This is a genomic window from Gelidibacter salicanalis (genome assembly GCF_007997285.1).
GTDB lineage: Bacteria > Bacteroidota > Bacteroidia > Flavobacteriales > Flavobacteriaceae > Gelidibacter > Gelidibacter salicanalis.
Genome location: NZ_VORX01000001.1, coordinates 234,476 through 255,030 on the forward strand (window position 1 = coordinate 234,476; position 20,555 = coordinate 255,030).

The window sequence follows — 20,555 nt, forward strand, 5'->3', positions numbered from 1 at the left end:
AATTCCATTTGGAGTTCCTTTTTTTTTTACCACGGTAAGTGCACAATCATAATCTCCGCATACCCTTATAATAATTACGTAAAAATCAGAAGCTCTCCGTAAAATATTGTAATTTGGATGTTCTTTAAATTTCCCATCGCTTCTAATTTGGTCAACTTTGAAAACGTATTCTCTTAAAAAATATCAGCCAGAGTTGAAGTTGGCTTGGGACGATTTCGTGAAGAAAAGTAAGAATGGCACATTTTTATTCCAGCGCGATTTTATGGACTACCACCAACATCGTTTTGATGATATTTCTCTACTGCTTTATAAGAAAGAACAACTCATTGCGATATTGCCAGCCAACAGGGTTGGTGATGCGGTGCACTCACACCAAGGTTTAACTTACGGTGGGCTACTTCTCTCTCCAGAAATTAAATTTAAGACGGTTTTAGAAGGATTAAAAACATTGCTAAAGTTTTTGCACCAGCAACAACTCAACTACCTATGGCTTAAAGAAATTCCTTCAATTTACCACCGCGTGCCTTCTGAGGAAGTGCACTATTTCAATTTTATTTTAGAGGCCCAACTTGTGCGACGGGATGCATTATCTGTTATAGACAATAAGCATAAAATCAAACTAAGCAAAAGTAGGTTGGAAGGCATCATCCTTGGCAAAAAACATGACCTACGCGTTGTACATGACGATAATTTTGAATTGTTTTGGAACAGCATTTTGATTCCGAATCTAAGAATAAAACATCAGGTGGATCCGGTGCATTCCTTAGCTGAAATTCAGTATTTAAAAGGAAAATTCCCGGAGCACATCAAACAGTTCAATGTTTACCATAATGACGCTATTGTAGCCGGAGCTACTATTTTTAAAACCCCGCAAGTGGCCCATTGTCAGTATATTTCCGGTAATGCCGATAAGAATTCCTTGGGAAGTTTAGATCTCCTCCATGAGGTGCTGATCAACCAGATTTTTCCGGACACCCCTTATTTCGATTTTGGAACTTCCAATGGGCACCAAGGCCTGAATATTAACCAGGGCTTGCAATTTTGGAAGGAAGGATTTGGAGCGCGGACGCTGACTCAGGATACTTACAAAATTGAGACTAAAAATTATAGGAAATTAGCGGCCGTATTACAATGATAAAGTTTCTGGATCTACATAAAATCAACAGCCGCTTTGAAGCGGAGTTTCAAGAAAGCTTTCAACGTTTCTTAGAGGCAGGGCAGTACATTTTAGGACGGGAGGTTACACAATTTGAAACGGATTTTGCCAAGTATTGTGGGACTAGCTACTGTATTGGTACGGGCAATGGGTTGGATGCCCTCACCTTGATTTTTAAAGCCTACCTTCATTTAGGAAAGTTACACCCTGGAGATGAAGTGCTAGTGCCTGCAAATACCTACATAGCCTCAATCCTGTCCATCCTTAATGCCGGATTAATACCTGTTTTGGTCGAGCCCGATTTGGATACCTATACGGTATCTCCTGATGAGATTGAGAAGCATATCACCACTAACACTAAAGCGCTATTGGTGGTGCATTTGTACGGTCAATTAGCCCATATGGGGGAAATTAACACCATTGCAGAGCAACACGGACTAGTGGTGATAGAAGATGCCGCTCAAGCCCATGGTGCTATGGACACCTCGTCTATGAAACGCGCTGGCAATCTGTCCCATGCGGCAGGGTTCAGTTTTTATCCCAGTAAAAATTTGGGGGCTTTGGGGGATGGCGGTGCTGTAACCACTAATGATCCTCAATTGGCGGCGACTTTAAAATTGTTGCGCAACTATGGCAGTTCTTCTAAAAATGTCAATGACATTCTTGGCGTCAATAGCCGTTTGGACGAGTTGCAAGCTCTATTTTTGAATGTAAAGTTGCCCTATTTGGATGGAGACAATGCATGGCGTCAAACTATTGCTAATCGGTATCTTTCAGAAATAAAGAATAAAAAAATCACATTGCCGTTTTACAGTGGAGTAAACGACCACGTATTTCACGTATTTGTAGTTCGGGTTGAAAATCGGAAAGCCTTGGAAAGGTATTTAAAAACCAATGCCGTGGCGTATCTCATTCATTATCCAGTTGCGCCACATCAGCAAGCTGCATTGAGCGGACTTAAACGGCAGAGTTTACCCTTAACAGAGCACATTCATAATTCTGTGTTGAGTATCCCCATCAGTCCAGTTATGACCGCTGAGGAGGTGACTACAGTCGTGGACCTTTTAAATGCCTATTGATGAAAAGATTTACAAATTATATCAATGATCATGTGTTGTTAAAGGTGGGTAACCTTAATACCATAACCATTATTACCAAGATAGTTGCAGGTATTCTGACCTCCAAGGCTATTGCGGTATTTATTGGTGTGGAAGGGATGGCGCTCATCGGAAATCTTCGAAATTTTTTAGGAGCCATTCAGACCTTTTCAATTTTAGGGTTTTACAATGGCTTTGTCAAAACAATCGCTAAGTATAAAAATGACGGGTTAAAATTGAGCCAAACCTTATCAACGGCCTACTACCTAGGTTTCGCATCCACAGTAACGGTAGCCTTTTGTAGTTATTACAATGCCGATGTTATCAATGAGTTTTTATTTTCAACCCAATACAACTATGCCTATATCATAAAAATTATGGCGGTAGCGCTGCCTTTCTATGCCTTAAACATGTTCAGTTTTGCTATAATGAACGGGTTTGCCAAGTATAAAATGCTGTTGATCATCAATATTATTGGGCAAATTTTGGGCTTGTTGATCACACTGATTTTAATCTTTCAGAATAATATTGATGGTGCTTTAATTGCTGCAGTAATCGCACCTTCGTTAATTCTGCTCATTACGTTTGTCGGATTTGTCAATCAGCGGAGTTTGGCCTCATCCGTAAAATTAACCAACATAAAATTTAGTGTGTTAAAGAAATTTGGTCCTTATGCCATTATGGGCCTGGTCACCGCCATTGCCATCCCAATGGTGTCCATACTGATCCGAAATTATATCATTGATCAAGTGGGGATCAAGGAAGCAGGGCATTGGGAAGCCATGCAACGCATTTCAGACTATTATTTAATGTTTATCAATTCATTAATGGCTTTGTATTTTTTACCAAGATTCAGTGAGATCGAAAGCAAACAGGAGTTCAGGAAGGAAGTGTTTAGCTTTTATAAAACCACAATTCCTATTTTTGGTATTGGCCTGGTCATCATCTATGTCCTGCGTTCCATTGTAGTGTCGCTAATTTTTTCTGAGGCGTTTCAACCTACTGAAGACTTGTTCTTCTGGCAGCTTTTAGGCGATTTTGTAAAAGTGTTGTCCATAGTTATTGCGTACCAATTCATCGCGAAAAAAATGTTTGCACATTTTATTATTATCGAAATCTTCTTAGTGGTAGTCATGTATTTATCCAGCATTTATCTGATTGATATTTTTGGAGTGGAAGGTGCGGTAATAGGACATTTTGTAAGTTATTTGATGCATTATGGAATTATTTTGTTGATTTTTGGGAGTTCACTTTTTGGCGTACTTCCACTAAACAATGACGATTAATTGATGTTTTAAGACCTTTTCCTGTTTGAAACGAATACTACATCACCTGCATAGCAACCTGCTCTTAAAAATAGCCTCTTTTAATTCAGTGGCCGTATTGCTTAGAGTGTTGGCTGGATTTGTGACCTCTAAGGCCATTGCGGTTTTTATTGGTGCTGAAGGCTTGGCGCTGATTGGGAATCTTCGAAATTTTCTAACTACCACCGAGTCATTTTCTACTTTAGGATTCTCTAATGGGATTGTTAAATATGTCGCGGAATTGAAAGAGGACCATTCCAAACTTACTGAGGCGGTCATTACAATTTTAATTGCAGTGCTTATAGCCACGCTCATCATCTCAACCCTTTTGTTTGTGTACGCCGACGGGCTTAGTCTTTTTATTTTTGGAGCTTCACAGCCCTTTGGGTTTATAATAGAATTGCTTGCCTTTGCGTTGCCCTTTAGCTCATTAAATATAGTGTTGGTAGCCATCATCAACGGATTGTCAAAGTACAAAACGGTGGTAAAGATTAACATTCTCAGTCAAGTCATCGGGGTAAGTACGACCTTATTTCTAATTTGGACATCACAGTTGGAGGGGGCATTGATGGCGGCAGTACTCCTTCCTGGATTTCTATTTTTTGTCACTCTGTTTAGTTTTTTTCAAATTAAGGAACTGTTGAAAGGCCTTACACTATCGCATCTGAATTTCAGATTTCTTAAAAATTTAAGCGCATATTCGCTCATGGCACTATTTTCAGCCGCAGTAATGCCGCTTGTTGTTGTATGCGTCAGAAACTATCTTATTGATCAGGTCAGTTTGCAAGATGCTGGATATTGGGAAGCCATCCGTCGCATTTCCAATTATTATGTGATGTTTGTGAGTTCGCTGTTGGCGCTCTACATCTTACCCCGATTTGCTGAAATTACAAATGCGTTTGAATTTAGAAAGGAAATCCTTCATTTTTATAAAACTGTGCTCCCAGTGTTCGCTTTGGCTTTGATTGGGATTTATATCTTCAGATCATTGATTGTTCAGCTCATATTCACAGAGGAATTTCTTCCCGTTACCCACCTCTTTAAATGGCAACTTTTAGGTGATTTCCTTAAGGTAATTTCTTCGGTGATTGCCTATCAACTTATTGCAAAAAAAATGGTGTATCAGTACATCGGTATTGAGCTGTTTTCAATGCTAAATTTGTTTGTTTCCAGTATGTATTTGATAGATTGGTTTGGTGTTGAAGGGGCAGTCATGGCACATTTCGTTAACTTTGCCCTTCATGCTCTAGTGATCCTTACGGTGTTTAGAAAAGAGTTGTTTAGCCGTGAAAATTTTAAACTATGAGAAAGATTTATCAACTGAAAGTTGTTTCGGCTATCTTATTTATCAAGAAATTGTTTTACAAGATGGCGTCAACCAACACACGAGTTACAGGAGTGTACAGGGCCATCCAACCCGTCATATTAAAAGGTCAAGGCAGGATTGCTTTTGGCGAGAGGGTGAAGTTTGGAGTGATTGATTCACCATTATTTTATAATACTTACACTTACTTGGAGGCGCGAACAGAACGATCAACGATCACCTTAGGCAACAATGTTAGTGTTAATAACCAATGTAGTATTGTGGCGGAACATTCTATCAGCATAGGTAATGATGTGCTTATCGGATTGAATTGCAGTATTTACGACAGCAATTTTCATGATTTAGATAACACCAAACGCCACCTAACAGACCCAAATCCTCAAAGCGTATGCATTGGGAATGCGGTGTTTATCGGGAATAACGTCACCATTTTAAAGGGCGTTAGCATCGGCGACTATAGTGTGATCGCGACGGGAGCAATAGTCACCCAAAGTTTCCCAACCAATGTGGTAATTGGCGGAAACCCAGCGAAAATTATTAGAACGCTTGATTAGTTAGAGTGCCAAATGTCCAGATACCACTGCGCAATGATTTTATAATGATGTTCTCGCTCAACAAAAGCTCTCGCTGCGACAGACATTGCACTTATTTTTTCGGGATGCTCAATCAGTTCACTTAGTTTATCTACTATGTTATGAACATTAGGTAACGCATTGATAGCGACCGTATTTTCCGCTATCTTATAATAAGTCAACCATTCCTGTTCAGCCCCCGTAAAAACCACCTTTCCTTTAGCCATGGCTTCTAAGGCATTATACCCTTGGTCATAGGCATACACCATGTCTAATACGATGTGACATTGGTTATACTGTTGTATATAATCCACATAGGGCATGTCTATGGTCGTTATGATTGCTACGCGATCTCCATATTTTTCCGCGATTATTTTTAAAGCTTGGCTGAAAAACACGTTGCCTTTTGTAAGTGCAGCATAAGAATTGATACCATGAAAAATCTTAATTTTACCATCTATTGTCATCGGAATATAGTCAATCTTATCCGTATTGATAGGATTCGGAATGAGTCCGAGGTAATTGGATTTGCCCACTAAAGGCAAATGGTAATCCAAATCCGTTGCGATGATGCCGTTGGTGTGCGCTATGATATAATCGTGGAGAACTACAAAATCTTTTTCCAGATACTGCAGCTTAAATTTATAATGCTTTAGTAAGGATTGGTCTTTTAAATACGGGGTCATGGCACTGTATTTAAATCCGTGATTCAGCATGAATTTTACGCTTGAATAATCATAACTACAAGAAAGGACTACTAATTTTTTGCCCTTTGTCTGTAAAAATTTAAGTAGGTTGAGTTCAGCCTTTGGTTGAATGCTAAACGATGCTTCATTGATCAGTTGTACCACATCAAAAGCAGGTAATTTTTTTATTTTATTTTTGACCTTATAGGTAATTTCGAGGCTGCCCAAATCAATTCCAGTCAACTTAAAAACGCCCACTTTTAATTTGTGTCCTAGCTTGTTCGTAAACGAGTGGTTGATGTAAATATCTACCGGATAATTTTTAAAGCCATCGTGGGTACCCATCAAGATGACTTCATGGCCAAGGGCGATCAAGCCTTCTTTTAATGAATTGTGAAGTCGGCTGTACTCGCCTACCAAAAGAATCCGCATAAAACAATTACATTTGTTTCAAAAATAATTCATACCAACGGTATTAAGCTTAGTAATGGACATAAAGTTTCCGCATATTGAAATTCTAGTGGCGACAATTCATCGGGTCTCCTTGGATTTTTTATGGGCCATGTTTGAGCATAACAATCACGCCGATTTTAAGATTTTGATCATTAATCAAACGACTCCAGACGCACTGTTGGTATCTGAATTTGAACAAATCAAAGTCATTAATTGTGACGAGTTTGGTGTAGCGAAAAGTAGAAATCTTGCCCTAGCCCATGCCACTGCTCCTATTTGTCTGATGGCAGACGATGACATCATCTATCAACCAAATCTAAAGAAAACCATTCTAGAAGCGCATTTAAAATATCCAAATGCAGCCATGCTGTCCTTTGAAGCTGTAGATGAAAATTACAGACCCTATACTAATTACGGTCCAGAAGGTCTACATAACAAGGCGTCTTTGAGAAAAATATTTACTTGGGTAATTTCTTTTAAAAGGGAGTTGTACAGAGAACGACAGGTAAATTACAATGCCCATTTTGGTTTTGGAGCAGCATTTCAGGGTGGGGAAGAATACGTTTTTCTTCGGAATGCCTATGATAAAGAGCTTAAGATGGTGCATGTGGCGCAAACCATTGTACAGCATCCCTACTTAAGTTCAGGACGGTTAATGGGGAGTGATGCTGCTGTGTTCTCTAAAGCAGCCTTGCACTATCGATTTTTGGGCAATTTGAGTTATTTTTGGGTACCAAAGTATATTTTTTTCCTTTGGCGAATGGATTATATAGCTGCGAATGCAATTTTCAAGAAATTCAAACTCGGTTTAAAAGGTATTCATGCTTATAAAAAACTGGAAAAGGCCGGTGACATAGATCAATAATGACAGTTAAACTCATCGACATCCCTAAAATTGAAGATCGCCGCGGCAACTTATCCGTAATAGAGCACGATTGCATTCCTTTTGAAATTAAACGGGTGTATTATCTTTACGATGTGCCTAGTGATTCGTATCGCGGGGGCCATTCTCACAAGGCACAATCGGAATTTTTAGTAGCGCTGAGTGGTAGTTTTGAGGTGGTGTTGGACGACGGTTTTAAAAAACACAGAATCATGTTAAACAAACCTCATAGAGGGCTTTTAATTCCCACCAAAACTTGGCGTGAACTTGATAATTTTTCCTCTGGGGCCGTCTGCTTGGTGTTGGCCTCAGGTGTTTTTGAGGAAGAGGATTATATCAGGGATTATTCTGAGTTTAAATCATCTGTAAGCACTTAACCGGAAACCTAGGTGTTGCACCAACAGTTTAAACCTATGTAAGAATTTGATCATCAGTGGAGGTTGTTGGAGAAGAAAGCGCTGTTTCTTGTTTAAATTGGTGTAATCAATAGCAGCCTTAAAAGCTTCAAATTTCCTTTGGTCATGATCGAGCTTTGCCAAGATGGCCATCGAAAACCGATTGATATCTAAGAATTTTTTTAAACTCGGATGCGTAGTTTCGTGTTGGAGATAGGAATCTAAAGAAGGTTGGTCGCTAAAGTTGTGTTTAAGCCTGGAGAGACTTTGACTATGATAGCGATATGTTACGAGTAACTGGTTAAGAAACACCACTTTATACTGCAAACCGATTCGAATCCATAAGTCCGTGTCTTCCCGGCTTTTATATAAAGGATTATATGTGCCTATCTTTTTGAAAACACCATGATGCACCACAATGCTCGAACTGGTGAGCAGGGAATTTATAGAGCTAGATTCAAAATAATCAACGACACGCACATCATTGGCCTTGAGGTTTCTAATGGAATACATTGACGGTATAGATTTGCTCGACATTTCTAAGAGTACCGCTGCGGTAAAGACCTGTTGTTCTGGATAGGATTGAATGAGCTGTTGCATCCGCTCCAAATAGGTGTGATGCCAAAGATCATCGGCATCCAAGAGTGCGATATACTGGCTACGCACATGGCCGATTGCTGTGTTTCGAGCGCTCGCAACTCCTTGGTTATTTTGTTCATAATAGCGTATCCTGTCATCGGATCGCGAAGTAACCACAAGGCCACTACCGTCAGTAGACCCGTCGTTTACCACAATCACTTCAAAGTTTATAAACGTTTGCGCAAGCACATGGTCGAGAGTGTTTCCGATATAGTGTTCCTTATTATAGAGCGGAATAATTATGGAGAAAAAAGGCACCATTAGTTCTGATCCAAGGCGCACATATAGCCTAATTTGTAAAATTGCAACTTGTTGATAGAAGGATCTACACTTAACAGATGCGCGGTTAACTGGGTTTTTCTATATTTAAAAACAAAGGCTAAAAATCGATGCGATTTAAACTTTTTTAAACCTTTAAAGGTCTTTAAAAGTGTGTTGTCACTTTTAATTATCGCCTCAGTTTGATAGAGTTCTAATAGGGTTTCTACGGATGCTTCCACCTTTTTTAAGTAGTCTGAATTGCTATCAAGTCCTAAATGATAAACCTCATTGTTAATGTGACTTACTTTAAAATCGCCTGCTTTTAACAAAGCGCCAAAATAATTGTCGTAACCGTATTGGAAGCCTGTCATTTGCGCGTTTAGAGTCAGAAATACCGATTTTTTTATAAGAAAATTTCCAGAGATGACAATCTTATAGGGTTTCTGATTTCTAATACGGGCATCCACTTGTTCTTTTGCAGTGCCATACCGCCATCTCAATGAAGCATCGGGCGCTGGTATAGTGTTTTGATAGGCAAAGCCACCGTAAACCGCGTCTTGGTTTTCTGTAATACTATTGAGATAATTTTGAAGGAAGGTTACACTTCGTGGCATGACATCCGCATCTAAAAAGAGTAACAAATCATACTGCGCCAGGTTGGCTAACTGTTGCCTCAGCTCAGCACGCCCACGGTTAAAAGGGGTTTCAATAAGTTGACAATCACTTAAATGGCTGATGTTTTGATTGATAGTGTTAAAAGTAGCGTCAGATCCGTCATCATGCACTAAGATCTCAAAAGAGATCTGAAGTTCCATTGCTTGCCGGTGTAGGTGCTCCACCAATGAAACTACATTGTAGTTGTATACCGGGATGAGAATGGACAACATATTTGAAAAGGGACTTTATATTAGTCTTATATAAATGCTATACTGGAAAATACAATTTTTTATCGCATTGATGGCTTAAGTTTCCGACTAAATTCCTTTATGCTCTAACGGAGCATTAGCCTTTGCGCTGAACCACTTCAAAAACCTTATTTTCATCGCATTTTAAGGTTTTACTTGGGTAACGTAGCAGGAGTGCATAATCATGTGTAGCCATCAAAATGGTATTGCCATTTTTATTAATTTCCAGCAACACCTCCATCACTTCAATACTGGTTTGCGGATCCAAATTTCCGGTTGGTTCATCGGCCAATATCAGTTCAGGATCGTTTAAAAGTGCTCTGGCAATGGCAATCCGTTGCTGCTCGCCCCCAGAAAGTTCGTGCGGGAATTTAAAGCCTTTGGTTTTCATCGCCACTTTATCCAACACTTTCTCTATACGTTCTCTAATTTCGTCTTTGTCTTTCCAGCCGGTCGCTTTTAAAACAAATTCTAAATTGCTATTGACCGTGCGATCCGGCAGTAACTTAAAATCCTGAAAAACCACGCCCAATTTCCGTCGTAAAAACGGAATGTCCTTTTCTTTTAAGGCTCTTAAGTCGAAATCGACAATATGCCCTTGACCTTCCGTCAGTTGCAAATCGCCATAAAGTGTTTTCATAAAACTACTTTTTCCGCTTCCTGTTTTACCTATGAGATACACAAAATCACCCTTTTGCATTTCTACATTCACTTCAGATAACACCATGCTGTCTCCTTGATATATGGAGACATCCTTTAATTCTAAAACAGTTTGAGACATTTTTTTGTGTGATTTTTTAAGAGTTGTAAATGTATTATTAAATTAATCAAATGCCAAATACCATTGTAATTATGAGAATAACCATAAGGGGACGCAAAATGATATTGGGATAGAGCGTAGGGAATGGTTGAATGTTAGAGAAAATGGAAAAGGGAAAAGAGAAAAGAGAGAAAAACGAATAGAGAATATTGAGGCACGATGATGTTAACCTTTATTTTAAAATTTAACTACCCTCTTAAATTCTCCTCATGGTAAAGGAGGAGTGGATTCTGCTTCCGAAGAGAAGTAGAAGACGAGGTGGTTTTTATATTGAAAGTAAGCGGGGTCGAATAATGAATGCTGAATAACGAATAAGGAATAGAGAAAAGAGAAAAGAGAAAAGAGTTTGAGAGAGAGTAGAGAATATAAAGAACTCGTAAAATCTCGAATATCCACCAACGAACATCGAATCACGAACAAGGTATTCAAAATCAATATATTTGCTTAAGGCATTCAGTTTTTATTATTTGCATACTGAAGACTGCATACTGAAGACTTTTTTTAATAACTCCGTTTATAATTAAAAGATTTTTCCTTCGTTATAGATTTAAGATTCAAGTATCTTTGATCGTCAAAAAAAAACAGATTTAATGGTTCACAAAAAAATAATTTTCTTAGTAAGTTTCCTGTTGCTAATAGGATCTTCTTACGCCCAACAATCGGCAACCTATACCAATGAACTGGTCGATTATCAAAAAGCACTCACATTATATAACAATAAGCAATATCAGGCTGCCCAAAGCATGTTTGATAAAGTTAAGGATGCCACTGACAATGAACAATTGGAGGCTGATTGCACCTATTACTACGCCAATTGTGCGGTAAGGCTCAACCAAATGAACGCTGATGCGCTTATTGAAGAGTTTGTTGAGAAATATCCAACCAGTATCAAACGTAATAGTGCATTTTTAGATGTCGCCAATTATTATTTTGATAATGGCAAATACGCCTATGCCAGAAAATGGTATGAAAAAGTAGACGAAGGCAGCATGAGTAGGGCTGAACGCGATCGTTTTTCGTTCAATTATGGCTATAGTTTATACACGACTAAAGATGAAGTGAACGCACAAAAATATTTGAGCCGCGTGGTCAACTCTAAAGAATACGGGTCTCAAGCTAAATATTATATCGGGTTTATGGCGTACGAAGGTGATGATTATGACCGAGCCAATGAATATTTTGAACAAGTTAGCGATAATGAAAAGTATCAGGAAAAACTGTCTTATTATCAAGCAGATTTAAATTTTAAGCTGGGTAAATTCGACAAAGCCATTGAACTTGCTGAAGCCCAAATGAAAAAAAGCAGTCCTACTGAAAAGTCTGAACTCTCCAAAATCATAGGCGAAAGCTATTTTAACATGCAAAAATACAAGGAAGCCATTCCGTATTTAACGGCCTATAAAGGTAAAAAAGGAAAGTGGAGCAATACCGATTATTACCAATTGGGCTACGCTTACTATAAGCAGAACGATTTTGAAAAAGCTATTTCTGAATTCAATAAAATTATTGGTGGCAATAACAGTGTGGCACAAAATGCCTATTACCATTTGGGTGAAAGTTATGTCAACTTAGATAAAAAACAGGAAGCTCTAAATGCGTTTAGAAATGCATCACAAATGGATTTTGATCTTAAAATTCAAGAAGATGCCTGGTTAAATTATGCAAAATTAAGTTATGAGATTGGGAATCCATACCAATCCGTGCCTCAGGTTTTGACCAGCTACTTGCAAAAATATCCTCAAGCAGCCAATAAAACTGAAATTGAAACACTTTTGATTGATTCTTATATCACCTCAAAAAATTACGAGGAAGCCTTGCGCTTATTGGAAGGCAAAACCAGCTTCGAAAATAAAGTAGCATTGCAAAAAGTAGCCTTTTATAGAGGTATTGAAATCTATAATGAAGGGAATTACCAAGAAGCAAAACGCTTGTTTGAAAAAGCAATTAAAGAACCGCGTGACCCGAAATTTACGGCAAGAGCGACGTTTTGGAAAGCTGAAACTGATTATAATATCGGTAATTATGCCGAGGCACTAATTGGCTTTAAACAGTTTATGCAATTAAGTGACGCTGCTGGAACTCCTGAAATGAACAACATCGATTATAATTTAGGCTACACCTATTTTAAACAAAAGAACTATTCAAAATCGACCGAACATTTTAAAAGCTTCGTCAATAATCGTCAGGATGACAAATTACGATTGAACGATGCGTATTTAAGACTGGGAGACGGCTATTTTGTGTCATCTGATTATCAGGCGGCTATTGCAGCTTACGATAAAGCCATCGCTCTAAAGCAGATAGAACCTGATTATGCTGATTTTCAAAAATCAATGAGTTATGGTTATATAGGTCAGGGCAGTACCAAAATTCAAGAATTAAACAAGTTTATCAATAGATATAGCAAATCTTCGTTACGGGATGATGCGATGTATGAACTGGCAAATTCCTATGTAAAAGCGAATCAAAATACTCAGGCAATTGCGATGTACGACCGATTGAATGCAGAGTATAAAAACTCCGTATTCAATTCGAAATCAATTTTAAGACAAGGCCTTATTTATTACAATTCAGGTCAGAATGATCAAGCCTTGGCCAAATTTAAACAAGTCGCTAAAAATTACCCAAGTAGTGAAGAAGCGGTGCAAGCAGTGTCGACAGCCCGTTTAATTTATATCGATTTAGGACGCGTTGATGAGTACGCCGCTTGGGTAAAAACCTTAGACTATATGGAGGTGTCAGATTCTGATTTGGACAACACCACCTACTTAGCTGCAGAAAAACAATATTTAGAAAATAAGACAGATAATGCCATCAAACAATTTAATGGCTATATCAACCAGTTTCCTAACGGCATCCACGCCTTAAAATCACATTTCTATTTGGGGGAATTGTATTCTAAAAAATCTTTGCCAGAAAATGCACGTCCGCATTATGAGTTTGTGGTCAATAAACCAAAAAGCGAATTCACGGAGCAAGCCATCGTGAAGTTGTCAGAAACCTATTTAAACGGCTCCCAATGGAATAAAGCCATCCCACTATTAAAACAGTTGGAAGTAGAAGCAGACTATCCACAAAACATCATCTATGCCCAATCTAACTTAATGAATGCATATTACCAATTGGAAAAATATAAGGATGCGGAAAATTATGCTGAGAAAGTATTATCCAATTCTAAGTTAGACAATAAGGTGAAAAGTGATGCTCAGATTATCATTGCCCGTTCAGCCATAAAAACTGGGAATGAATCTAAAGCAAAATCAGCTTACGCCACGGTTGAAAAAATTGCCACGGGAGCTTTAGCCGCAGAAGCCTTGTACTACAACGCTTACTTTAAAAACAAAGAAGGGAGTTATGCACAATCTAATACTACAGCGCAACGTTTGGCTAAAGATTTTAGCAGTTATAAATATTATAGTGCCAAAGGTTTGGTGCTGATGGCTAAAAATTTCTATGCGTTAAAAGATGCCTTCCAAGCCACCTATATTTTAGAAAGCGTCATCTCTAACTTTCCGGAATTTAAGGATGTAGTTCAAGAAGCTAGAACACAATTGAGCATCATCAAAGCGGAAGAAGCAAAAACAAATTCATCAATAAATCCTGAAAATTAAATTGAATAATTCTAAATGTGTTGTAATCACAACTCTAGGAACAAAAATTAGAATTTCGGAATTTAACACTCATACACATGCTAAATAAAATCAAATATATTTTTACCCTTGCAGTCGTCACCAGTGCTGCAACAGTTGCACAAGAACGTACAAAGGATACTTTAGACACTGAAGTGGTTACGGTAGTCAAGGCTTACACGCCTACTGTGGCAGACGCTTTTAAAATTAAGGAAACGCCGGTTTTAGATGATGATACCAATACCACAAAAAAAGAGATCAAGTACAATATTTTCTCAATCCCGGTAGCTTCAACATTTACGCCTGCCAAAGGAAAAGCGGCAACGGTTAATAAGGCTAAAGCTGTCAAATTGTACGATAATTACGCTTCGTTAGGCTTAGGGACCTATACTTCTATTTTAGGTGAAGTGTATCTCAACCATGAGCTGGGTAGAGGAGAACACATTGGTGGTTCCTTAACACATCATTCTTCTAGTGGTGGCATTGATGAGGTATTGCTTGATGACGATTTTATCGACACCCAGTTGAACGTTAACTACAGCAAAAAACTTCGGGATCTATCTTGGACGGTAGATGCTGGCGGACTTTATCAAAAATTTAATTGGTACGGATTGCCTCAGCCTTATTTTAATGCGGCAACCGCTGAAACTATTGATGGCAATCACGCGTTTCACGGTGGAAATGTAGGTGGAAAAGTAAAGTTACACGACTATTTATTAAAGGATGCTAGTGCGCGTTACAGAAGGTTTGGAGACAACCAAGGCTCTGGGGAAAACCGATTTGTGGTAAAAGCGTCAGCAGACTTGCCAATTCAGGATGAATTAATTTCAACAGAAGTGATGGTCGATTATATTAGCGGTTCTTTTGAAAGAGATTTTTATACCAATACTGCCGTAGATTATGGCAATGTAGCTTTTGGTATTGCGCCAAGTTATCAGCTTACCCAAGACGATTTAACACTTAATTTAGGAGTCAAATTGGTCTATATGAACGATACTGAAGCTAGCGATGGTAGCTTCTTTATCTATCCCAACATTACCGCATCCTATCGATTGATTGACGAATTGATGATTGCTTTTGGTGGTCTGGAAGGTGGCTTAAACCAAAATTCATATTATGATTTAGCGCAGGTCAATCCGTATGTGTCGCCTACACTTTACATCACACCTACAGACCAAAAATATAAAGGTTATGTTGGTTTAAAAGGGAAATTGTCCAACAGCATTGGCTATAGCGTAAATGGTGGATATATGAATGAGGCTAATAAAGCCTTATATATGGCAAATCCGGTAGTGATAGGCGCTACTGAAGATTATCAACATGGGAATTCTTTTGGAGTTGTCTACGATGATGTTAAAACAATTTCTTTTGCCGGCGAAGTAAATGTGGATGTCAACAGAAACTTCAAATTAGGAGTTAAAGCAGAATATTTCTCTTATAGTACAGATGCGCAGGCCGAAGCTTGGAATCTTCCGAACCTTAAAGCATCATTATTTTTAGATTATCAAATTGACGAAAATTGGTTTGCTGGTGCAGGCTTGTTTTATGTAGGAGAACGCCAGGATCAATACCATGTCACCAATTTTTCTGGACCAATCATGCAAAAGATGACTTTAGATAGTTATTTCGATGCCAATGCACATGTAGGCTACCGTCTTAATGATCAGCTGTCTTTCTATATTAAGGCTAACAATATTGCCAATCAAGAATACCAACGTTGGCTAAACACTCCGGTACAAGGCATACAAGCCTTGGCAGGAGCAACCTACCAATTCGATTTTTAATAACTCCCCGCGAGAGCGGGGACCTCATACAAGAATTACAAACGCATGTCAATGCGATATTGTAACAGAAAAGCATCCAAAATTTGGATGCTTTTCTTATTTTTACTTAACAATCACTACGAACACTAACCATCTCCAAAATGAAAAAACTAGTTTTATTACTTCTCATCGTCACTATTTTCTCTTGTGAAAACGAAAAGGTAGAAGTCGATTCCATCGTCATTAATGCTAATGTCTACACTGTAGATGATGCTTTTGGAAAAGCCGAAGCCTTTGCCGTGAAAGATGGAAAATTTTTAGAGATCGGTAGTTCAGAGGCCATCCAAGAAAAATATGCATCCGCCAATGTCATCGATGCCAACGGACAAACCATCGTACCGGGCTTTATTGATGCCCATTGCCACTTTTTAGGAATGGGACTTAACCAACAATCGGTAGATTTAGTGGGCACTAAGAGTTTTGAAGAAATTATTGAGCGCATCAGCACGTTTCAGAATGAAAAAAACCTCGATTTTATATTAGGCCGTGGGTGGGATCAAAATCATTGGGAAGTGAAAGAGTTCCCTAATAAAGCATTATTGGACGAATTATATCCTGACACACCAATTGCTTTAACCCGTATTGATGGTCACGCCATTTTGGTAAACCAAGCTGCATTAGATCTAGGAAATGTCACTGTGGACAGTAAAGTTGATGGTGGCGAAGTAGTCATCGAAAACGGACAATTAACGGGAGTTTTGGTCGATAATGCTGAGAACTTAGTAATGAACCATTGGCCAAAATCATCTCAGCAAGAGATGATCAATGCGCTTTTAGATGCCCAAAAAATATGTTTTGATTACGGATTAACGACCGTTGACGACGCTGGTCTTTCTCGACAAGCTATTGAGTTGATTGATAGTTTACAGCAAACAGGAGATTTGAGTATTCGCGTATATGCGATGGTGTCAGGATCTAAAGAAAATGTTGATTACTACCTGAAAAAAGGGCCTAGCAAAACAGATAAGCTAAACGTGAGTAGTTTTAAATTCTATGCCGATGGTGCTTTAGGATCACGAGGCGCGATGTTAAGAAAACCTTATATTGACAAGCCAAATCATTTTGGTTTAATGGTAACAGATTTAGAAACCTTTAATAATGCGGCACAACGCATTGCCAATTCAGACTTTCAAATGAATACACATGCCATTGGCGACTCTGCCAATCATGCCGTGTTAAATACCTATAACAAAGTTCTAAAAGACAAGGCAGACAGACGTTGGCGCGTGGAACATGCACAAATTATTTCTCCAGCAGATTTTGAACTGTATAAAACGATCATGCCGTCTATACAGCCCACTCATGCGACCTCTGATATGTATTGGGCTGAAGACCGATTAGGATCAGAAAGAGTAAAAGGTGCTTATGCCTACAAGCAACTGTTGGATGCCTACGGGAAAGTGGCCTTAGGGACGGATTTTCCGGTGGAACAGGTGAGTCCATTTTTGACCTTTTACGCAGCCGTTGCGCGTCAGGATTTAGAAAAGTTTCCTAAAGACGGCTATCAAATGGAGAATGCCTTAACACGAGAAGAAACATTACGAGGGATGACCATTTGGGGAGCGTATTCAAACTTTGAGGAAAAGGAAAAAGGTAGCATTGAAAAAGGGAAATTCGCAGATTTTATCATCCTTGACAAAGACATCATGACGGTTGAAGTACATGATATTCCCAATATTAAAGTTCAGAAGACTTTTGTGGGCGGGGTGAAGCAATAATTCAGAGCGATGATTTCACAGAGTCACGCAGAGCACCACTGAGTTACACGGAATACCAATGTTTAACAAAATTCTCCGTGTAACTCTGTGCATTCTCCGCGCATCTCTGCGCAATAAATTAAAATATCCGCGCCAAATAATCATAATGATCACCCTCCATCGCCAATTCGCAAGTTAACCCCACAGATTCGCAAGCGGTGGCCAGCGTTTCAAAATCTAAGTACAACCAGGTAATTAAGGGTTCTGATTCGCCTTTATAACTTAATAAGTAATCCAGTTCACCGTAATAATTAGAATGTAAATCTTGCCAATACCCACCGTCGTCGTCCTCATACATGTATTTGATATCTGTAGAATCAATCAAAATTTGACCGTTAGGATTTAAAAGTGTTTTAAGATGCTTTAAATAAAGCGGCGTTTTATCCAGTTCCTGAAAAATTCCTGTACCATTCATCATTAATAAAATGGTGTCAAACGTTTCTGTTTCGTCTAAAACAGAAATTAACTGGGCGTTTTTTACGCCACGTCTTTTGGACACTTCAATAGCGCCCTTAGACACATCAATAGCTTTTACCTCCAAACCTTGTTCTTGCAAATATAAGCTGTGAATGCCGGCACCACACCCCACATCTAAAACTTTTCCCCGGGCCAATTGCAACGCTTTCTGTTCAAGTTGGGACATGTCTGAGAATTCTCTAAACAGGTAGGTGAGGGGGAGCTCATCATCGTCAGAAATATTGGTAGAGGTAATGATGTCTTCCGTAAAATTACCGTTAAGGTAATCGAGTAATGCGGTTCCGAAGAGGTCTTTCATTAAAAGTGAGTTTATGTTTCCGCAGTCCCGAAAATCTTAAGATTTAAGTTATAGCGTACGATGGCATTTCAGGCTATTTGTAATCGCTGTCAAAGATAAGAATAAGCAGAATAAAACCTTGATTGAGATCTTAAATTAAATTATCGATACTTTAATAGCCTATAATTTAAAAATAGCGTCAGAGTTGTAATAGAGTTTCCAAATTGGGATTGAAAAAATTAGAGCAAAATCCTTATCTTTCCTTAAAAATCAGCACAAGCTCTTCTTGGCATAACTTGTGTTGGAAGATGATACTCCGTACAAGTAATAAAGTTTCAAATGAAAAAAATTCTCCTGATTATTATAATCACTTTAATAGGCACCAATTCTAGTGTTGCACAAGAATGGATGACCTCGCTCGATGCTGCTAAGCGCATCGCTCTAATTCAGGATAAGCTACTCTTTATGGTTTGGGAAGATGCGGCAACCATACCGTATCCAGTAATTGTTAATGATACTGCGGGCAATGAACTTGTTTTTGAAGATCTTTTTGATCATCAGGAAATCAATAGAATTCTTTGGGAATATTTTGTACCGGTCAAAGTGAGTGAAAACCTTTACGCTGAGCTGTTTGATGACATTAAAGACATCAGAAGTAAAACCTATATTGAGCAGTTTGAAGATGATAACATCAAAATCATGGATGTTAATGGGATGATTGTTAATACTTCCAATTCGCCTGAAGCCTTTTTTAATCTGACAGAATTTATTACGAATTATGCCATCAACACAGCCTATTTAAAAAGTGAACTGGATAATTACTCCCAACGACCAGATTTCAATTCGGCCTACAGACTAGCCTCAAAATATTTTGATTACGCCATTTTGGTTGGTAAAGATGTACGGGCCGATGTCATACAAGTAGCAAGCATGTATTTAGATAATGCGGACCGCTTTTTACTGACAAGCGGGCTACAAGATAAAGCACATTTAAGCCGTAAAATTGAATTATTAAGACTGTCAGAATATCTTATTCAAGATAAACCAAGAAAGGTGTTACGAGCTTTAAAAAAGTTGGATCTTTCTGAAATAGATGCATCTAACCAGGATTTGCTTTCCTTTTTATATTATACGGCTTATGTTTTAAATAAGGATAAAAAGAATGCTGAAGCGTGGAAAAGTAAGGTTTCTTCTGTAAATTTGAAAAGAGCAGAATTAATTAGAAACATTAATCTGTAGACTAATGGAAAGCATTATAAACTATTTCGAAACCATTCCTTCCCTCCACAGAAGCTTGATTCTTGTGGGTGGGATAACGCTGTTCTGGCTTTTGGAAGGTGTTTTGCCACTATTTAAGTTTACCTACAAGAAATGGAATCATGCGCTTCCAAACATTTTTTTTACGCTGACCACGGTGGGGATTAATTTCGGATTGGCATTTTTATTATTGCACACTGCAGACTGGGTTAAAATGAATGATTTCGGAATCATCAATTGGTTGCCGGAAATGCCTCTATGGCTGTATGCTTTGTTAGGTGTAATGCTTCTTGATTTTGTGGGAGCCTATTTGCCTCACTATGTAGAGCACAAAGTGAAAGTGTTGTGGATGGTGCATTTGGTACATCATACAGATCATAATGTGGATACTACAACGGCCAATAGACATCATCCATTAGAAAGTGTGATCCGTTTTGCGTTTACGCTTTTCGGCGTGTTTATCATCGGGACGCCCATTGCTTTGGTGTTTTTATACCAATCCATGTCTCTAATTGCTACTCAGTTTACCCATGCCAATATTAAAATGCCAAGAAAACTGGATTCAGTAATGAGCTATGTTTTGGTATCTCCAGACATGCATAAGGTGCATCATCACTATGTGTTGCCTTATACCGATAGTAATTTCGGCAATATCTTCTCAATATGGGACCGCATGTTTGGAACTTTTATGGTTTTAGATAGAGAAAAGATCATCTATGGGGTAGATACGTTTCCGGATGAAGTTGCCAATGGAAACATCGGTGAACTCTTAAAACAACCGTTTCATAAATACAGAAAGCCAACCACTGATAGCATTGAAGCGGTGGAATAATTCTTCGG

17 protein-coding genes are annotated in these 20,555 nt (G+C 38.5%); 12 read left to right on the forward strand and 5 right to left on the reverse strand.

All coding sequences use genetic code 11. The features are described 5' to 3' along the window. Positions 1-157: 157 nt before the first annotated feature. Genes ES711_RS00990 through ES711_RS01010 form a run of 5 tightly spaced genes read left to right on the forward strand, consistent with a single transcriptional unit; the run spans position 158 to position 5,435 of the window. Positions 158-1,135 (forward strand): GNAT family N-acetyltransferase, encoded by a 978-nt coding sequence (locus ES711_RS00990; RefSeq protein WP_146888661.1) that lies wholly within the window; start codon positions 158-160, stop codon positions 1,133-1,135. Further along, entirely contained in the window at positions 1,132-2,235 is a 1,104-nt protein-coding gene (locus ES711_RS00995; protein WP_146888664.1) for a DegT/DnrJ/EryC1/StrS family aminotransferase, read from the forward strand. Before ES711_RS00990 ends, ES711_RS00995 begins: the two co-directional genes overlap by 4 nt. Then, the gene (locus ES711_RS01000) at positions 2,235-3,539 is read left to right on the forward strand and encodes an O-antigen translocase (protein WP_146888667.1); all 1,305 of its coding nucleotides are present in this window, start codon (positions 2,235-2,237) and stop codon (positions 3,537-3,539) included. The genes ES711_RS00995 and ES711_RS01000 overlap by 1 nt, the downstream gene beginning before the upstream one ends. Positions 3,540-3,564: 25 nt before the next feature. Continuing rightward, positions 3,565-4,863, forward strand: coding sequence for an O-antigen translocase (locus tag ES711_RS01005; RefSeq protein ID WP_146888670.1), 1,299 nt, complete (start codon positions 3,565-3,567; stop codon positions 4,861-4,863). Then, positions 4,860-5,435, forward strand: a complete 576-nt coding sequence (locus ES711_RS01010) for an acyltransferase (protein ID WP_146888673.1) — start codon at positions 4,860-4,862, stop codon at positions 5,433-5,435. Before ES711_RS01005 ends, ES711_RS01010 begins: the two co-directional genes overlap by 4 nt. Here ES711_RS01010 and ES711_RS01015 read toward each other — a convergent pair. Further along, the gene (locus ES711_RS01015; RefSeq protein ID WP_146888675.1) at positions 5,432-6,571 is read right to left on the reverse strand and encodes a glycosyltransferase; all 1,140 of its coding nucleotides are present in this window, start codon (positions 6,569-6,571) and stop codon (positions 5,432-5,434) included. The two genes, ES711_RS01010 and ES711_RS01015, sit on opposite strands and share 4 nt — an antisense overlap. A gap of 55 nt (positions 6,572-6,626) precedes the next feature. On the opposite strand from ES711_RS01015, the gene ES711_RS01020 reads away from it, so the two are divergent. After that, positions 6,627-7,457: a glycosyltransferase family 2 protein gene (locus ES711_RS01020; protein ID WP_146888678.1), complete on the forward strand. Its 831-nt coding sequence runs from the start codon at positions 6,627-6,629 to the stop codon at positions 7,455-7,457. Then, on the forward strand, positions 7,457-7,852 hold the full coding sequence (locus ES711_RS01025) for a sugar 3,4-ketoisomerase (protein ID WP_146888681.1): 396 nt from the start codon (positions 7,457-7,459) through the stop codon (positions 7,850-7,852). Before ES711_RS01020 ends, ES711_RS01025 begins: the two co-directional genes overlap by 1 nt. Here the strand turns inward: ES711_RS01025 and ES711_RS01030 are convergent. The 3 genes from ES711_RS01030 to ES711_RS01040 form a co-directional block, all read right to left on the reverse strand. After that, entirely contained in the window at positions 7,835-8,770 is a 936-nt protein-coding gene (locus ES711_RS01030; protein ID WP_146888684.1) for a glycosyltransferase family 2 protein, read from the reverse strand. The genes ES711_RS01025 and ES711_RS01030 overlap by 18 nt on opposite strands. Then, positions 8,770-9,657, reverse strand: coding sequence for a glycosyltransferase family 2 protein (locus tag ES711_RS01035; RefSeq protein ID WP_146888687.1), 888 nt, complete (start codon positions 9,655-9,657; stop codon positions 8,770-8,772). The genes ES711_RS01030 and ES711_RS01035 overlap by 1 nt, the downstream gene beginning before the upstream one ends. A 115-nt stretch (positions 9,658-9,772) precedes the next feature. Next, a complete protein-coding gene (locus ES711_RS01040; protein WP_146888690.1) occupies positions 9,773-10,456 on the reverse strand; it encodes a cell division ATP-binding protein FtsE in 684 nt (227 codons plus the stop codon). A gap of 629 nt (positions 10,457-11,085) precedes the next feature. Here ES711_RS01040 and ES711_RS01045 point away from each other — a divergent pair. The 3 genes from ES711_RS01045 to ES711_RS01055 all read left to right on the forward strand — a co-directional run bounded on the left by ES711_RS01045 (position 11,086) and on the right by ES711_RS01055 (position 17,665). Continuing rightward, positions 11,086-14,106 carry a tetratricopeptide repeat protein gene (locus tag ES711_RS01045; protein WP_146888693.1) on the forward strand — a complete coding sequence of 1,007 codons (3,021 nt, stop codon included), beginning with the start codon at positions 11,086-11,088 and terminating at the stop codon, positions 14,104-14,106. Positions 14,107-14,183: 77 nt separating this feature from the next. Further along, entirely contained in the window at positions 14,184-15,908 is a 1,725-nt protein-coding gene (locus ES711_RS01050) for a TonB-dependent receptor (protein ID WP_146888696.1), read from the forward strand. A gap of 140 nt (positions 15,909-16,048) precedes the next feature. Next, positions 16,049-17,665 (forward strand): amidohydrolase, encoded by a 1,617-nt coding sequence (locus ES711_RS01055; protein WP_146888699.1) that lies wholly within the window; start codon positions 16,049-16,051, stop codon positions 17,663-17,665. 118 nt (positions 17,666-17,783) lie between these two features. On the opposite strand, the gene ES711_RS01060 is transcribed toward ES711_RS01055, so the two are convergent. Next, entirely contained in the window at positions 17,784-18,479 is a 696-nt protein-coding gene (locus ES711_RS01060) for a class I SAM-dependent methyltransferase (protein ID WP_146888701.1), read from the reverse strand. 318 nt (positions 18,480-18,797) lie between these two features. On the opposite strand from ES711_RS01060, the gene ES711_RS01065 reads away from it, so the two are divergent. Both ES711_RS01065 and ES711_RS01070 read left to right on the forward strand, forming a co-directional pair. Continuing rightward, on the forward strand, positions 18,798-19,697 hold the full coding sequence (locus tag ES711_RS01065) for a hypothetical protein (protein ID WP_146888704.1): 900 nt from the start codon (positions 18,798-18,800) through the stop codon (positions 19,695-19,697). Between the two features lie 4 nt (positions 19,698-19,701). Continuing rightward, positions 19,702-20,547 carry a sterol desaturase family protein gene (locus ES711_RS01070; protein WP_146888707.1) on the forward strand — a complete coding sequence of 282 codons (846 nt, stop codon included), beginning with the start codon at positions 19,702-19,704 and terminating at the stop codon, positions 20,545-20,547. Positions 20,548-20,555: the final 8 nt, after the last annotated feature.

Bases quoted from the DNA above. Each gene is read 5' to 3' on its own strand.
- ES711_RS00995 (WP_146888664.1), top strand. From the start codon at position 1,132: ATGATAAAGTTTCTGGATCTACATAAAATCAACAGCCGCTTTGAAGCG.
- ES711_RS01000 (WP_146888667.1), top strand. From the start codon at position 2,235: ATGAAAAGATTTACAAATTATATCAATGATCATGTGTTGTTAAAGGTG.
- ES711_RS01010 (WP_146888673.1), top strand. From the start codon at position 4,860: ATGAGAAAGATTTATCAACTGAAAGTTGTTTCGGCTATCTTATTTATC.
- ES711_RS01015 (WP_146888675.1), bottom strand. From the start codon at position 6,571: ATGCGGATTCTTTTGGTAGGCGAGTACAGCCGACTTCACAATTCATTA.
- ES711_RS01020 (WP_146888678.1), top strand. From the start codon at position 6,627: ATGGACATAAAGTTTCCGCATATTGAAATTCTAGTGGCGACAATTCAT.
- ES711_RS01025 (WP_146888681.1), top strand. From the start codon at position 7,457: ATGACAGTTAAACTCATCGACATCCCTAAAATTGAAGATCGCCGCGGC.
- ES711_RS01030 (WP_146888684.1), bottom strand. From the start codon at position 8,770: ATGGTGCCTTTTTTCTCCATAATTATTCCGCTCTATAATAAGGAACAC.
- ES711_RS01035 (WP_146888687.1), bottom strand. From the start codon at position 9,657: ATGTTGTCCATTCTCATCCCGGTATACAACTACAATGTAGTTTCATTG.
- ES711_RS01040 (WP_146888690.1), bottom strand. From the start codon at position 10,456: ATGTCTCAAACTGTTTTAGAATTAAAGGATGTCTCCATATATCAAGGA.
- ES711_RS01045 (WP_146888693.1), top strand. From the start codon at position 11,086: ATGGTTCACAAAAAAATAATTTTCTTAGTAAGTTTCCTGTTGCTAATA.
- ES711_RS01050 (WP_146888696.1), top strand. From the start codon at position 14,184: ATGCTAAATAAAATCAAATATATTTTTACCCTTGCAGTCGTCACCAGT.
- ES711_RS01055 (WP_146888699.1), top strand. From the start codon at position 16,049: ATGAAAAAACTAGTTTTATTACTTCTCATCGTCACTATTTTCTCTTGT.
- ES711_RS01060 (WP_146888701.1), bottom strand. From the start codon at position 18,479: ATGAAAGACCTCTTCGGAACCGCATTACTCGATTACCTTAACGGTAAT.
- ES711_RS01065 (WP_146888704.1), top strand. From the start codon at position 18,798: ATGAAAAAAATTCTCCTGATTATTATAATCACTTTAATAGGCACCAAT.
- ES711_RS01070 (WP_146888707.1), top strand. From the start codon at position 19,702: ATGGAAAGCATTATAAACTATTTCGAAACCATTCCTTCCCTCCACAGA.